General features: G+C 72.6%; 14 protein-coding genes. All 14 read left to right on the plus strand.

What is annotated here, in order from left to right; translation table 11 throughout:
- The first annotated feature begins 44 nt into the window (after window positions 1-44).
- The 14 genes from ACIRGB_RS08840 (at window position 45) to ACIRGB_RS08905 (ending at window position 14,372) form a co-directional block, all read left to right on the plus strand.
- Entirely contained in the window at window positions 45-1,688 is a 1,644-nt protein-coding gene (locus ACIRGB_RS08840; RefSeq protein WP_403860393.1) for an acyl-CoA dehydrogenase family protein, read from the plus strand.
- Between the two features lie 242 nt (window positions 1,689-1,930).
- On the plus strand, window positions 1,931-3,220 hold the full coding sequence (locus ACIRGB_RS08845) for a GAF domain-containing protein (protein ID WP_403860396.1): 1,290 nt from the start codon (window positions 1,931-1,933) through the stop codon (window positions 3,218-3,220).
- 265 nt (window positions 3,221-3,485) lie between these two features.
- Window positions 3,486-4,799 (plus strand): hypothetical protein, encoded by a 1,314-nt coding sequence (locus tag ACIRGB_RS08850; RefSeq protein WP_403860399.1) that lies wholly within the window; start codon window positions 3,486-3,488, stop codon window positions 4,797-4,799.
- Between the two features lie 78 nt (window positions 4,800-4,877).
- Entirely contained in the window at window positions 4,878-5,450 is a 573-nt protein-coding gene (locus ACIRGB_RS08855; protein ID WP_398913570.1) for a GNAT family N-acetyltransferase, read from the plus strand.
- Between the two features lie 150 nt (window positions 5,451-5,600).
- Entirely contained in the window at window positions 5,601-5,684 is an 84-nt protein-coding gene (locus ACIRGB_RS08860; protein ID WP_309475039.1) for a putative leader peptide, read from the plus strand.
- A gap of 150 nt (window positions 5,685-5,834) precedes the next feature.
- Entirely contained in the window at window positions 5,835-7,532 is a 1,698-nt protein-coding gene (sirA, locus tag ACIRGB_RS08865; RefSeq protein ID WP_403860403.1) for a sulfite reductase SirA, read from the plus strand.
- Complete coding sequence (locus ACIRGB_RS08870) at window positions 7,529-7,708, plus strand: hypothetical protein (protein ID WP_369180374.1); 180 nt, start codon at window positions 7,529-7,531, stop codon at window positions 7,706-7,708. Before sirA ends, ACIRGB_RS08870 begins: the two co-directional genes overlap by 4 nt.
- On the plus strand, window positions 7,705-8,415 hold the full coding sequence (locus ACIRGB_RS08875) for a phosphoadenylyl-sulfate reductase (RefSeq protein ID WP_403860406.1): 711 nt from the start codon (window positions 7,705-7,707) through the stop codon (window positions 8,413-8,415). The genes ACIRGB_RS08870 and ACIRGB_RS08875 overlap by 4 nt, the downstream gene beginning before the upstream one ends.
- Window position 8,416: 1 nt before the next feature.
- Window positions 8,417-9,010 carry an adenylyl-sulfate kinase gene (gene cysC, locus ACIRGB_RS08880; RefSeq protein WP_403860409.1) on the plus strand — a complete coding sequence of 198 codons (594 nt, stop codon included), beginning with the start codon at window positions 8,417-8,419 and terminating at the stop codon, window positions 9,008-9,010.
- The gene (gene cysD / locus ACIRGB_RS08885; protein WP_403860412.1) at window positions 9,007-9,945 is read left to right on the plus strand and encodes a sulfate adenylyltransferase subunit CysD; all 939 of its coding nucleotides are present in this window, start codon (window positions 9,007-9,009) and stop codon (window positions 9,943-9,945) included. The genes cysC and cysD overlap by 4 nt, the downstream gene beginning before the upstream one ends.
- Window positions 9,946-9,947: 2 nt before the next feature.
- A complete protein-coding gene (locus ACIRGB_RS08890) occupies window positions 9,948-11,303 on the plus strand; it encodes a sulfate adenylyltransferase subunit 1 (protein ID WP_403860415.1) in 1,356 nt (451 codons plus the stop codon).
- Between the two features lie 239 nt (window positions 11,304-11,542).
- Complete coding sequence (locus ACIRGB_RS08895; protein ID WP_403860418.1) at window positions 11,543-12,646, plus strand: aliphatic sulfonate ABC transporter substrate-binding protein; 1,104 nt, start codon at window positions 11,543-11,545, stop codon at window positions 12,644-12,646.
- Between the two features lie 33 nt (window positions 12,647-12,679).
- On the plus strand, window positions 12,680-13,474 hold the full coding sequence (locus tag ACIRGB_RS08900) for an ABC transporter ATP-binding protein (protein WP_403860421.1): 795 nt from the start codon (window positions 12,680-12,682) through the stop codon (window positions 13,472-13,474).
- The gene (locus ACIRGB_RS08905; RefSeq protein ID WP_403860424.1) at window positions 13,461-14,372 is read left to right on the plus strand and encodes an ABC transporter permease; all 912 of its coding nucleotides are present in this window, start codon (window positions 13,461-13,463) and stop codon (window positions 14,370-14,372) included. The genes ACIRGB_RS08900 and ACIRGB_RS08905 overlap by 14 nt, the downstream gene beginning before the upstream one ends.
- Window positions 14,373-14,380: the final 8 nt, after the last annotated feature.

Consider the following 14,380-nt stretch of genomic DNA (forward strand, 5'->3'; position numbering starts at 1 on the left):
CGTCCCGGCCCGCCGGGGTCCCGCGGCAGGGTAGGTTCACGGTCATGGCAGGCAGTACCCACACCGTGACGAATCAGGCGCCGCCGCTGACCGGCTACGACGTCTTCACCTCCGACCGGGTCCTGACGGAGGCGGTCGAGCGGCATCTGGCGGCGGGACCGGGCGAGGAGGCGCTCGCCGAGCTGTCGGGGCTCGGCCGGGGCTGCGGGTCCCTCCAGACCCAGGAGTGGGGCGTACAGGCAAACGACCACCCGCCGGTCCTGCGCACCCACGACCGCTACGGCCACCGCGTCGACGAGGTCGACTTCCACCCGGCCTGGCACCGGCTGCTCGGCAAGGGCGTCTCGGCGGGTCTGACCGACGCCTGGTCGCGGCCGGGCGGGCAGGTGCGGCGCGCGGCGGCGTTCCTGATGTGGACCCAGGTGGAGGCGGGCACCTGCTGTCCGCTGTCGATGACCCACGCGGCGGTGCCGGCCCTGCGCGCCGACCCGGAGCTGGCCGCCGAGTGGGAGCCCCGGCTGACCTCCCGGGTCTACGACCGGGAGCTGCGGCCGGCCCACCTGAAGGCCGGGGCGCTGTTCGGGATGGGCATGACGGAGAAGCAGGGCGGCAGCGACGTACGGGCGAACACCACGGCGGCGCGGCCGCTGGCCGAGGACGGGGCGTACGAGCTGACCGGGCACAAGTGGTTCTGCTCGGCGCCGATGTCGGACGGCTTCCTGGTGCTGGCGCGGGCGCCCGGCGGGCTGACCTGCTTCCTGGTGCCGCGCGTGCTGGCGGACGGCACCCGCAACGTGTTCCTGATCCAGCGGCTCAAGGACAAGCTGGGCAATCGGTCCAACGCCTCCGCCGAGGTCGAGTTCGCCGGCACCTGGGCGCGCCGGGTCGGCGCGGAGGGGCGCGGGGTGGCCGTGATCATCGACATGGTGGCGGCGACCCGGCTGGACTGCGTGCTGGGCTCGGCGGGCCTGATGCGGCAGGCCGTGGCGCAGGCGGTGCACCACTGCGCGTACCGGGAGGCGTTCGGCGGGAAGCTGGTCGACAAGCCGCTGATGCGCAACGTCCTCGCGGACCTCGCGCTCGAGTCGGAGGCGGCCACGGTGCTCGGACTGCGGCTGGCGGCGGCCTGTGACGCGGCGAGCGCGGGCGACGAGCGGGAGCGGGCGCTGCTGCGCCTCGCGGTGCCGGCGGCCAAGTACTGGGTGACCAAGCGGTGTGCGCCGGTGGCGGTGGAGGCGGCCGAGTGCCTGGGCGGCAACGGGTACGTCGAGGAGTCCGGGATGCCCCGGCTGGTGCGCGAGTCGCCGCTGAACTCGGTCTGGGAGGGAGCCGGGAACGTGCAGGCGCTGGACGTGCTGCGGGCCCTGGGGCGCGAACCGGCGGCGCTGGACGCCTATCTGACCGAGGTCGGCGCGGCGCGCGGGGCCGATCACCGGCTGGACGCGGCGATCCGGGACCTGCTGACGGACCTGGCCGACCTGGCGGCCGCCGAGGGGCGGGCCCGGATGCTGGCGGAGCGGCTGGCGCTGGTGCTGCAAGGCGCGCTGCTGGTGCGGTACGCGCCGCCGGAGGTCGCCGACGCGTTCTGCGCCGCGCGGCTGGGCGGCGACGGGGGCGCGGCCTTCGGCACGCTGCCGCCGACGCTGGATCTGGCGGCGGTGGTGGAGCGGGCCCGCCCGGTGGTCTGAACGCGCCGCGTGGCGCGGGGGTGGTGCTGCGCCGACACGGCACCACCCCCGCCACACGGGCCTGTTCAGGCCGCGTACGCCGCTCGGGACGGCGTGGTTCAAGTTTGGACACCCGCGAGGCCGTCACACCAGGGTTGCAGGGGGTTGCAACGTGCGGTCGGCTGTGCGCGGACTGTGCCCGCCAGGCGCGGGCAACCGGTCACTATGAGACGAATATCCGCCTTCCGGAAGGACGAGGTCCCGTGGCGCTCTCGCCCAAGGACGTGACGCAGTTCGCCGCCGTCGACACGGCGCGTGCGGCCCGGATGCTCAGTGAGGTCCGTTCCGCCAGACTCTCGGGCGGGCGGGCCCCGGTGGCGCCGCGGCCGGTGATCGAGCAGTCCTGGGACCGGATGCTGAGCAGCGGCGTCGACCCGGAGCACGACTTCCGCTCCGGGCTGCTGGCCCCGGAGGAGATCCGCCGCCGGCGCGAGACCTCCGAACTGCGGCATGTGCTGCCGGTCCTGCGGGAGGCGTTGCTGTCGGTCGCGGACGTGGCCCACCACATCATGGTGATCGCGGACGAGGACGGCCGGGTGCTGTGGCGGGAGGGCAGCGCGCGGGTGCTGCGCCGGGCCGACGGGCTCGGCTTCGAACTCGGGGCGGACTGGCGGGAGGAGGTGGTCGGCACCAACGGCGTGGGAACACCGGCGGTCACCCGGCGGCCCGTCCAGGTCTTCGCCTCCGAGCACTTCGTGCGGTCCCAGGCGACCTGGACCTGTGCGGGGGCGCCGATCACCGACCCGCGCAGCGGGCGGCTGCTCGGTGTGGTCGACGTGAGCGGGCCGCTGGAGACGATGCACCCGGCGACCCTGGCGTGGGTGGACTCGGTGGCCAAGCTGGCCGAGGCCCGGCTGCGGGAGCTGCACACCCGGTCGCTGGAGCGGCTGCGGGCGGTGGCGGCGCCGGTGCTGGCCCGGCTCGGCGGGCGGGCGCTGGTGGCGGACCGGGACGGCTGGACGGCGGCGGTGACGGGGATGCCGTACGTGGAGCGGGTGGTGCTGCCCAAGTCGCCGGAGGCGGGGGCGCGGTGGCTGCCGGCCTTCGGGGCGTGCACGCTGGAGCCGCTGGCCGGGGGCTGGCTGGTGCGGGCCGCGGCCGGGCCGGTGCCGCAGGGCGCCACCCGGATCGTGCTGGACCTCGGGCAGCCGCGCCGCTGGTTGGTCCGGGTGCTGGGCGGCGCGGAGGACTGGGAGCGGGAACTGAGCCCGCGGCACGCGGAGTTGCTGTACCTGCTGGCGGTGCACCGGGGTGGCCGCAGCGCCGCCGCGCTGGCCGAGGACATGTTCGGCGACCGGGCCCGCACGGTGACGGTACGGGCCGAGATGTCGCGGGTGCGGAGGTATCTCGGGGCCTATCTCGAACACCGGCCGTATCGTTTCTGCGACGACGCGGAGATCGAACTCCTCCTCCCGGCCGACCCCCGCGACCTCCTCCCCCACTCCACGGCACCCACGGTGGCGGAGGGCCGGGCGTCGATGGGGGTGCCGTGACGGCGGGCGGGGGCGGACGGCGAGTCCCGCCGAGCGCGCGCAACGGGGGTCCGCCCGCACCCCCACGGCGCCCGCCGCCCGTCGCGGGGCGGGGATGCGCTCGTCCCGGATGGCCGTAAAGGCGGGTTGTTTTCGCATATTTGCATCGTCTGCGTCCGCCGGGGCCTGTGTCTGTCGTAGCATCCTGGGTGGACCGCCCCATCCGCTCCTCGGTCAACACGACCACCGTCGAGCGCAGTTGGTCCGGGGTGTCCGTGGAGGTTCTATGAAGCAGCGCGGCAGACACCGCCGGCGCAGACGGGGCAGGGCGCTGCGCGCGGCCCTGACCGGTGCGGCCCTCGCGCTGACCGGTGCCGCCACCCTGCTCAGCGCCTCGCAGGCCACGGTCGCCGACGACCCCGGCGCCCTCGTACCCCTCACCTCCGCCGCCGAGACCGACGCGCTGCGCCTGACCGAGCACCGGGTGCCGACGACCTGGCTCGACCGGCTCTCCGCCGCGATGGGCGACCCGGTGGGCGTCGACACCGTCCTCGAATCCGCCGACCACACCCTGCGCGACGCCGCCGACTGCACGGCCGGGGACCGCGAGGCACTGCCGGTCTCCCCCGCCGCCACCCGCGCCTACTGCTGGGACGAGGCCGACACCGACGGCTGGCGCCCCGGCGCGGTCACCACCTCCGGGGACGCCGACGAGGACGGCCGCTGGGGCACCCACCGCGTCATCCTCTCCGCCTGGTCCCGCGACGACGGCACGCCCCAGGGCGGCCTCGCCCGGGTCTCCTTCGTCGACGCCGACGACCCCGGCCGGCTCGGCTACACCTCGGCGCTGCTCGCCGTCCCGGTCGACGGCGGCCACGACTACCGCGGGCTCGCCTCCCCCGTCACCGGCATGGTCTGGTACCAGGACAAGCTCCTGGTCACCGCCGCCGCCGGGGACCGCGAAGCGCTGTACGTGTACGACATGGAGCGGGTCCAGCGCGCCACCACCGCGGCGGACGCCGTGGGTCGGGTGCCCGGCGGCTGGGCGGCGGGCGGCCACCGGTACGTGCTGCCCGCCGTCGCCTCGTACCGGCTCCCCGACACCGACGCGGCGGCCCGCCCCGGCGCGATCTCCCTGGACCGCGGCACCGCGCCCGACAGCCTGGTGGCCACCGAGCGCGTGGACGCGGACGGCGACCGGCCCACCCGGCTGTGGCGCTACCCGCTGCGCACGGCCACGGACCCCGACCGCACCGGGCTGCCCGTCACCGATTCCGCCGGCCAAGTGAACGCGGTCGAGGCGTACCGGACCGGAGCGGCCGAGGTCGGGGGCGTGCTCTCGCACCGGCCGCCCGGCGCGACCCGCTCCGAGTGGTACCTGGGACGCGCGGCCGGCGGCGAGGACGGGCGCGGGACCCTGTGGCGCCAGGACACCGAGGGCGCCCGGGCCGCGGAGTGCGGGGCGGACCGGTCGCAGCGGTGCTGGAGCGGACCGGCGGGCTCGATGTCGTACTGGCCGCGCAGCGGCGAGGTGTGGTCCCAGTCGGGCCGCATGCTGTTCGCGCTGCCGCTGGCGTCGATCGAGGACGCGCTCGGCTGACCGCCCCGGCCCGCACCGCACCACCCCGCGCCGGGCGGGGATCGACAGATCCGCGGAGCGGATGATTCCCTGACCGGCATGACCAACATCGCCGTGACCACGTGGTCCCTGGAGCAGACGGCGCCCACCGACCTGCTGCCGGCCGCCGCACCGGAGGGGGACGTCCGGATCGTCCGCGCCGAGGTGCCCTCCCCCGAGTTCAGCCGCTTCCTGTACGCCTCGGTCGGCGGCGACATCCGCTGGACGGACCGGCTGGGCTGGAGCCACGCGCGGTGGCGGGAGCACCTGGAGCGGCCGGGCGTGGAGACCTGGGTCGCCCACGACCGCGGCACGCCCGCCGGATACGTGGAGCTGACGCCCGGCGACGACGGGGTCGTGGAGATCGAGTACTTCGGCCTGATCCCGGCCTTCCGCGGCCGGCGCATCGGCGGCCACCTCCTCTCGTACGGCACCGCCCGCGCCTGGGACCTGGCGGAGCGCTGGCCGGGGCTGGCCACCACCAAGCGGGTGTGGCTGCACACGTGCAGCAAGGACGGCGAGTTCGCCATGGACAACTACCAGCGCCGCGGCTTCCGCCTCTTCGACACCAAGGTGGAGGAGGAGGCGGACGTGGCCACCCCGGGGCCGTGGCCGGGCGCTTTCCCCGCCTGACCTGTGCCGACACCTCTGTTTTCGGCCGACTGACCGGCCGGGTCGCCCCGCGTGTGACCAAGGACACCCTTGTCTCGCCGTACGAGACAAGGGTGTCCACATTGCGGATTAAGCTGGACCAGTCACAGATCGCCGTGCCACGCTTCCGTCATGCCTGGAACTGGAATTGCCTTGGTGAGTCGGCGGCACGTCGACCTCGGCCGCATGTCCAGCGCCATCTGTCCGGGCCGCTGAGAGCACCCTCCAGCACCTCCGGATTCCCCGCGTTCCCCTCTCTCCCGCGCAATGACGCGCACACGTGTCTCACGTATGCCCACGTAGTGCCATGCGCCGTGCGCGCAGGTCAGAGCATTTTCCGCCTGTCTCCAAAGGACGTGTCAAACCATGGCCGCCACCCCGCCGAAGCCCGCTGCCGCGACCCCGCGCCGCAAGGTGAGCCGTCACCGCGGCGAGGGCCAGTGGGCGGCCGGGCACTTCACCCCGCTCAACGCCAACGAGCAGACCAAGAAGGACGACGACGGTCTCAACGTTCGGACACGTATTGAGACGATCTACTCCAAGCGCGGTTTCGACTCGATCGACCCCGGTGACCTGCGCGGCCGGATGCGCTGGTGGGGGCTGTACACCCAGCGTCGCCAGGGCATCGACGGCGGCAAGACCGCGATCCTGGAGCCGGAGGAGCTGGACGACCGCTACTTCATGCTCCGCGTCCGCATCGACGGCGGCGCGCTGACCACCGCCCAGCTGCGCGTCGTCGGGGAGATCTCGCAGGAGTTCGCGCGCGGCACGGCCGACATCACCGACCGGCAGAACGTCCAGTACCACTGGATCCGCATCGAGGACGTGCCGGAGATCTGGAACCGCCTGGAGGCCGTCGGCCTGTCCACGGTGACCGCCTGCGGCGACACGCCCCGCGTGATGATCGGCTCCCCGGTGGCGGGCATCGCCGAGGACGAGATCATCGACGGCACGCCGGCCCTGGAGGAGATGAAGCGCCGGGTCCTGAACAACCCGGCGTACTCGAACCTCCCCCGCAAGTTCAAGACCGCGATCTCCGGGTCGCCGGTCCTCGACGTGGTGCACGAGATCAACGACGTGGCCTTCGTCGGCGTCGAGCACCCCGAGCACGGGCCGGGCTTCGACCTGTGGGTCGGCGGCGGCCTGTCCACCAACCCCAAGCTGGGCGTGCGGCTGAACGCCTGGGTGCCGATCGACGACGTGCCCGACGTCTACGAGGGCGTCATCTCCATCTTCCGCGACTACGGCTACCGGCGGCTGCGCAACCGCGCCCGCCTGAAGTTCCTGGTCGCCGACTGGGGCGCGGAGAAGTTCCGCCAGGTGCTCGAGGACGAGTACCTGAAGCGGAAGCTGACCGACGGCCCGGCGCCCGCCGAGCCCACCAGCCGCTGGCGCGACCACATCGGCGTGCACCGGCAGAAGGACGGCCGCTACTACGTCGGCTTCGCCCCGCGCGTGGGCCGCGTCGACGGCACGATCCTGAGCAAGGTCGCCGACCTGGCCGAGGCGCACGGCTCGGGCCGGGTGCGCACCACGGTCGAGCAGAAGATGATCGTTCTCGACGTCGAGGAGGGGCGGGTCGACTCGCTGGTCGAGTCCCTGGAGGCGCTGGACCTCACCGCCAGGCCCTCCACCTTCCGGCGGGGCACCATGGCCTGCACCGGCATCGAGTTCTGCAAGCTCGCCATCGTCGAGACCAAGGCGCGCGGCGCCTCGCTCATCGACGAGCTGGAGCGCCGCCTCCCGGACTTCGACGAGCCCCTCACCATCAACCTCAACGGCTGCCCGAACGCCTGCGCCCGCATCCAGACCGCGGACATCGGTCTCAAGGGCCAGCTCATGCTGGACGAGCACGGCGAGCAGGTCGAGGGCTACCAGGTGCACCTGGGCGGCGCCCTCGGCCTGGAGGCCGGCTTCGGGCGCAAGGTGCGCGGCCTGAAGGTCACCGCCCAGGAGCTGCCGGACTACGTGGAGCGCGTCCTCAAGCGCTACCGGGCCGAGCGCGAGGACGGCGAGCGGTTCGCCACCTGGGCGGCCCGGGCCTCCGAGGAGGCCCTGTCGTGAGCGAGCGCGCCGCGCCCTTCTACTGCCCCTACTGCGGCGACGAGGACCTGCGTCCGGGCGAGCAGGGCCACGGCGCCTGGGAATGCGGGGCGTGCAACCGCGCCTTCCAGTTGAAGTTCCTCGGGCTGCTCGCCCGGGGTCTTCAGCCCGACTCCACGGGAGGGGAACCGATATGACGGCGATTCAGGAAGAGCGTACGGCCGAGGACCTCAAGGCGCTCGCCGAGCGGGCGGGCCGTGAGCTGGAGGACGCCACCGCGCTGGAGATCCTCCAGTGGGCGGCCGAGACCTTCGGCGACCGGTTCTGCGTGACCTCCTCGATGGAGGACGCGGTCGTCGCCCACCTCGCCTCCCGCGCCCTGCCCGGCGTGGACGTGGTGTTCCTCGACACCGGCTACCACTTCCCGGAGACCATCGGCACCCGCGACGCGGTCGAGGCCGTGATGGACGTCAACGTCATCACGCTCACCCCGCGCCAGACCGTCGCCGAGCAGGACGCCGAGTACGGACCGCGGCTGCACGACCGCGACCCCGACCTGTGCTGCGCGCTGCGCAAGGTGAAGCCGCTGGAGGAGGGTCTGAAGGGCTACCAGGCCTGGGCGACCGGGCTGCGCCGCGACGAGTCGGAGACCCGGGCGAACACGCCGGTCGTCGGCTGGGACGAGAAGCGGGGCAAGGTGAAGATCTCGCCCATCGCGAAGTGGTCGCAGGAGGACGTGCAGGCGTACGTCACCGAGCACGGCGTCCTCACCAACCCGCTGCTGACGGACGGTTATGCCTCCGTGGGCTGCGCCCCCTGCACCCGCCGGGTGCTGGAGGGCGAGGACGCCCGCGCCGGACGCTGGGCGGGCCGCTCCAAGACCGAGTGCGGACTGCACGGCTGACATGACGACCACCACCGGACCGACGACCACCGGCCCCTCGATTTCCAGGGAGAACCACGTGACGACCGGAGCCACCGTCTGGCTCACGGGGCTGCCCAGCGCCGGCAAGACCACCATCGCCCGCGCGCTGGCCGACCGCCTGCGTGAGGAGGGCCGGCGCGTCGAGCTGCTCGACGGCGACGAGATCCGCGAGTTCCTCTCGGCGGGCCTCGGCTTCGACCGCGCGGACCGGCACACCAACGTGCAGCGCATCGGGTTCGTCGCCGAACTGCTCGCCCGCAACGGCGTCACGGCGCTGGTCCCGGTGATCGCGCCGTACGCGGACAGCCGGGACGCGGTGCGCGAGCGTCACGAGGCGAACGGCACGGCGTACGTCGAGGTGCACGTGGCCACGCCCGTCGAGGTGTGCTCGGTGCGCGACGTGAAGGGCCTGTACGCCAAGCAGGCCGCGGGTGAGCTGACGGGGCTCACCGGGGTGGACGACCCGTACGAGGAGCCCGTCAAGCCCGACCTGCGCATCGAGTCGCAGGACCAGACCGTTCAGGAGTCCGCCGCGGCGGTCCACGCCCTGCTCACCGAAAGGGGACTGGCATGACGACGACCGCCGAAGCGGCGCGGGAGGGTACGGCGGGCCCGTACGCCCTCTCCCACCTCGACGCCCTCGAATCGGAGGCCGTGCACATCTTCCGCGAGGTGGCGGGCGAGTTCGAGCGGCCGGTGATCCTCTTCTCCGGCGGCAAGGACTCGATCCTGATGCTCCACCTGGCGCTGAAGGCGTTCGCCCCGGCGGCCGTGCCGTTCTCCCTGCTGCACGTGGACACCGGGCACAACTTCCCCGAGGTGCTCGACTACCGCGACCGCACGGTCGAGCGGCACGGGCTGCGCCTGCACGTCGCCTCCGTGCAGGACTACATCGACCGCGGGGTGCTCAAGGAGCGCCCGGACGGCACCCGCAACCCCCTCCAGACGCTGCCGCTGACCGAGAAGATCCAGGCGGAGAAGTTCGACGCCGTCTTCGGCGGCGGGCGCCGCGACGAGGAGAAGGCCCGCGCCAAGGAGCGGGTGTTCTCGCTGCGGGACGAGTTCTCCCAGTGGGACCCGCGCCGCCAGCGCCCCGAGCTGTGGAACCTGTACAACGGCCGGCACGCCCCGGGCGAGCACGTCCGGGTCTTCCCGCTGTCCAACTGGACCGAGCTGGACGTGTGGCAGTACATCGCCCGCGAGGGCATCGAGCTGCCGCAGATCTACTACGCCCACGAGCGCGAGGTGTTCGCCCGCTCCGGCATGTGGCTGACGGCCGGGGAGTGGGGCGGCCCGAAGGACGGCGAGAGGACCGAGAAGCGGCGGGTGCGCTACCGCACCGTCGGCGACATGTCCTGCACCGGCGCCGTCGACTCCGACGCCGACACCATCGAGAAGGTCATCGCCGAGATCGCCGTCACCCGGCTCACCGAACGCGGCGCCACCCGCGCCGACGACAAGATGTCCGAGGCCGCGATGGAAGACCGCAAGCGCGAGGGGTACTTCTAGACATGACCAGCACCACTGAACCCGTCGAGCCGCTGTCGGTCTGGCAGCTGTCGGAGACGACCCTGCTGCGGTTCGCCACCGCCGGATCGGTCGACGACGGCAAGTCCACGCTGGTCGGCCGTCTCCTGCACGACTCCAAGTCGGTCCTCACCGACCAGCTGGAGGCCGTCGAGCGCGCCTCCGCGAGCCGCGGCCAGGACACCCCGGACCTCGCGCTGCTCACCGACGGCCTCAGGGCCGAGCGCGAGCAGGGCATCACCATCGACGTGGCCTACCGCTACTTCGCCACCCCGCGCCGCCGGTTCATCCTGGCCGACACCCCCGGGCACGTGCAGTACACCCGGAACATGGTCACCGGCGCCTCCACGGCCGAGCTGACGGTGATCCTGGTCGACGCCCGCAACGGCGTCGTCGAGCAGACCCGCCGGCACGCCGCGATCGCCGCCCTGCTGCGCGTCCCGCACGTCGTCCTCGCCGTCAACAAGATGGACCTGGTCGACTACCGGGAGTCCGTGTTCGCGGCCATCGCCGAGGAGTTCACGGCGTACGCCACCGAGCTGGGCGTCCCGGAGGTCACCGCGATCCCCATCTCGGCCCTGGCGGGCGACAACGTGGTGGAGGCGTCGGCCGTCATGGACTGGTACGGCGGCCCGACCGTGCTGGAGCACCTGGAGACCGTGCCGGTCAGCCACGACCTGGCGCACTGCCACGCCCGGCTGCCCGTGCAGTACGTGATCCGGCCGCGGACCGCCGAGCACCCCGACTACCGCGGCTACGCGGGCCAGATCGCCGCCGGCACCTTCCGCGTCGGCGACGAGGTGACCGTGCTGCCCTCCGGCCGCACCTCGAAGGTGTCCGGCATCGACCTGCTCGGCGAGCCGGTCGAGGCCGCCTGGACACCGCAGTCGGTGACGCTGCTGCTGGAGGACGACATCGACGTCTCCCGCGGCGACCTGATCGTGCCGAGCGAGGACGCCCCGGCCACCAGCCAGGACGTCGAGGCCACCGTCTGCCACGTCGCCGACGCCCCGCTCACCGTGGGGCACCGGGTGCTGCTCAAGCACGGCACCCGCACCGTCAAGGCGATCGTCAAGGACATCCCGGCCCGGCTCACCCTGGACGACCTGTCCCTGCACCCGCACCCCGGGCAGCTCGTCGCCAACGACATCGGCCGCGTGAAGATCCGCACCGCCGAGCCGCTGCCCGCCGACTCCTACGCCGACTCGCGGCGCACCGGCTCCTTCATCCTGATCGACCCGAGCGACGGCACCACCCTCACGGCCGGCATGGCCGGTGAGTCCTTCGCCGCCCCGGAGCCGGTCAAGAACCCGGCCGACGACGACGGGTGGGACTTCTGAGCATGGCTTCCCCCGACTTCTACTCCACATTCGCCAAGGAGGGCGGCCGCGTCGGCAGCGGCGCCCTCGGCAGCGGGCAGGGCGGAGTGGCGCGATGTGCGCGCTGACGTACGCGCACCGCATGCGCGCCCACACCCCCCACCCGCACAGCCGAAGACCTGCCGACCTCCCGGCCGCGACCTGACACCTCGGACGAACCGACAGGCGTGAGTGCCGGACCAACGAGAGGAACACCTCCCGTGCCTGCCACCACCGCTCTGCGCCGCACCCTCGCGGTCATAGCCGCCCTGCCGCTCCTGACCCTCGCCGCCTGCGGGTACGGCTCCGAGGCGAAGGACGACGGCACCGCCGAGGTCGCCGCGGGCGCCGAGAAGATCGACGGACTCGACTCCGTCCGCATCGGCTACTTCGGCAACGTCACCCACGCCACCGCCCTGGTCGGGAACCAGAAGGGCTTCTTCCAGAAGGCGCTGGGCGCGACCGAGGCCAAGTACGCGACCTTCAACGCGGGCCCGTCCGAGATCGAGGCGCTGAACTCGGGCTCCGTCGACATCGGCTGGATCGGCCCCTCCCCCTCGATCAACGGCTACACGAAGTCGGACGGCAAGAACCTGCGGATCATCGGCGGTTCGGCCTCCGGCGGCGTGAAGCTGGTGGTGAACCCCGACAAGATCAAGTCCCTGAAGGACGTCAAGGGCAAGCGCATCGCGACCCCGCAGCTCGGCAACACGCAGGACGTGGCGTTCCTCAACTGGATCGCCGAGCAGGGCTGGAAGGTCGACGCGCAGAGCGGCAAGGGCGACGTGACCGTCGTCCGCAGCGACAACAAGGTCACCCCGGACGCCTACAAGTCCGGCTCGCTGGACGGCGCCTGGGTGCCGGAGCCGACCGCCTCCAAGCTGGTCGCCGAGGGCGGCAAGGTGCTGCTGGACGAGTCGACGCTGTGGCCGGACAAGAAGTTCGTGATCACGAACATCATCGTGTCGCAGAAGTTCCTGAAGGAGCACCCGAAGGCCGTCGAAGCCGTCCTGAAGGCATCGGTCGACACCAACGAGTGGATCAAGGCCAACCCGGACGAGGCGAAGGCCGCGGCCAACAAGCAGCTCGAGAAGGACACGGGCAAGGCGCTGCCGCCCAAGGTCCTGGACCCGGCGTGGAAGTCGATCGAGGTCACCGACGACCCGCTGGCCGCCACCCTCGACGCCCAGGCGGAGCACGCCGTCAAGGCCGGTCTGCTGGACAAGCCCGACCTGACCGGCATCTACGACCTGAAGCCGCTCAACAAGGTCCTCAAGGCCAAGGGCAAGCCCGCGGTCGACGACGCCGGTCTCGGCGTCGAGTAGAGCCCGGAACCGACCACCCAGGAGGTGACGACCATGGCCACGACCACGACCCTCGCCAAGGCCGACGACGGCACCGAGCCGGCCGCGTACGCCGCCCGGATCGAGCACGTCTCGAAGTCCTTCGCGGGCCCCGCCGGGCAGCAGCTCGTCCTGGACGACATCACCCTCGATGTCGCGCCCGGCGAGTTCGTCACCCTCCTGGGAGCCTCCGGCTGCGGCAAGTCCACGCTGCTGAACCTGGTGGCGGGCCTGGACAAGCCCAGCGCGGGCGGCATCAGCACGGACGGACGGCCGGCCCTGATGTTCCAGGAGCACGCCCTGTTCCCGTGGCTGACCGCGGGCAAGAACATCGAACTCGCCCTCAGGCTGCGGGGCGTGCCCAAGGCCGAACGCCGCGAGAAGGCCGAGGAGCTGCTCGAACTCGTCCGGCTGAAGGGCGCGTACCGCAAGCGGGTGCACGAGCTGTCGGGCGGGATGCGCCAGCGGGTCGCGATGGCCCGGGCGCTCGCCCAGGAGAGCAAGCTGCTGCTGATGGACGAGCCGTTCGCGGCGCTGGACGCCATCACGCGGGACGTGCTGCACGACGAGCTGACCCGTATCTGGCGCGAGACGCGGCTGTCCGTCCTGTTCGTGACGCACAACGTCCGCGAGGCCGTGCGGCTGGCCGAGCGCGTGGTGCTGCTGTCCTCCCGCCCCGGGCGCGTGGCGCGCGAGTGGACGGTCGGCATCCCGCAGCCGCGCCGCATCGAGGACACCGCCGTGGCGGAGCTGTCCGTCGAGATCACCGAAGAACTGCGTGGGGAGATCCGCCGCCATGGCCAGCACTGACACGACGCGTCCCGCCGGGGACCGAGGCGCGCGGGACGGCGGCGACCTCGCCGGTCTGGAGGCGGGCCTGGACGCACTGGAGTCGGTGCAGCAGGGCCGCACCCCGCTGCGGCAGACCTTCGTCGAGAAGATCCTGCCGCCCACCGTCGCGGTCCTGCTGATCCTCGCGGTATGGCAGGCCCTGGTCTCCTTCGAGATCGTCGACGACCCGTCCAAGCTGCCCGCCCCCTCCGACGTGTGGGACGTGGTCCACCAGGCCTGGCTCCAGGGCGAACTGCTCGGCTACATCTGGACCAGCGTCTCGCGCGGCCTGCTCGGCTTCTGCTTCGCGCTGATCATCGGCACCCCGCTGGGGCTGCTGGTGGCGCGGGTGAAGTTCGTGCGCGCGGCGATCGGCCCGATCCTGTCCGGCCTCCAGTCGCTGCCGTCGGTGGCCTGGGTGCCGCCGGCCGTGATCTGGCTGGGCCTGAACAACTCGATGATGTACGCCGTCATCCTGCTGGGCGCGGTGCCCTCCATCGCCAACGGCCTGGTGTCCGGCGTCGACCAGGTCTCCCCGATCTTCCTGCGCGCGGGCCGCACCCTGGGCGCGACGGGGCTGAAGGGCACCTGGCACATCGTGCTGCCGGCCGCGCTGCCCGGCTATGTCGCGGGGCTCAAGCAGGGCTGGGCGTTCTCCTGGCGCTCGCTGATGGCCGCCGAGATCATCGCCTCCTTCCCCGACCTCGGGGTGGGCCTCGGGCAGTTGCTGGAGAACGGCCGCAACGCCAGCGACATGGCCATGGTCTTCGAGGCCATCCTGCTCATCCTGATCGTCGGCATCGCCATCGACCTGCTGATCTTCAGCCCGCTGGAGCGCTGGGTGCTGCGCAGCCGCGGTCTGCTGGTGAAGGGCTGAGGTACGCC

Source organism: Streptomyces sp. NPDC102490 (assembly GCF_044765285.1).
Lineage (GTDB): Bacteria > Actinomycetota > Actinomycetes > Streptomycetales > Streptomycetaceae > Streptomyces.

Coding starts and splice junctions, on each gene's coding strand:
- ACIRGB_RS08860 (WP_309475039.1), top strand. CDS start 5,601: ATGCCTGGAACTGGAATTGCCTTGGTGAGTCGGCGGCACGTCGACCTC.
- ACIRGB_RS08850 (WP_403860399.1), top strand. CDS start 3,486: ATGAAGCAGCGCGGCAGACACCGCCGGCGCAGACGGGGCAGGGCGCTG.
- ACIRGB_RS08890 (WP_403860415.1), top strand. CDS start 9,948: ATGACCAGCACCACTGAACCCGTCGAGCCGCTGTCGGTCTGGCAGCTG.
- cysC (WP_403860409.1), top strand. CDS start 8,417: ATGACGACCACCACCGGACCGACGACCACCGGCCCCTCGATTTCCAGG.
- ACIRGB_RS08905 (WP_403860424.1), top strand. CDS start 13,461: ATGGCCAGCACTGACACGACGCGTCCCGCCGGGGACCGAGGCGCGCGG.
- ACIRGB_RS08840 (WP_403860393.1), top strand. CDS start 45: ATGGCAGGCAGTACCCACACCGTGACGAATCAGGCGCCGCCGCTGACC.
- ACIRGB_RS08900 (WP_403860421.1), top strand. CDS start 12,680: ATGGCCACGACCACGACCCTCGCCAAGGCCGACGACGGCACCGAGCCG.
- ACIRGB_RS08855 (WP_398913570.1), top strand. CDS start 4,878: ATGACCAACATCGCCGTGACCACGTGGTCCCTGGAGCAGACGGCGCCC.
- sirA (WP_403860403.1), top strand. CDS start 5,835: ATGGCCGCCACCCCGCCGAAGCCCGCTGCCGCGACCCCGCGCCGCAAG.
- ACIRGB_RS08875 (WP_403860406.1), top strand. CDS start 7,705: ATGACGGCGATTCAGGAAGAGCGTACGGCCGAGGACCTCAAGGCGCTC.
- cysD (WP_403860412.1), top strand. CDS start 9,007: ATGACGACGACCGCCGAAGCGGCGCGGGAGGGTACGGCGGGCCCGTAC.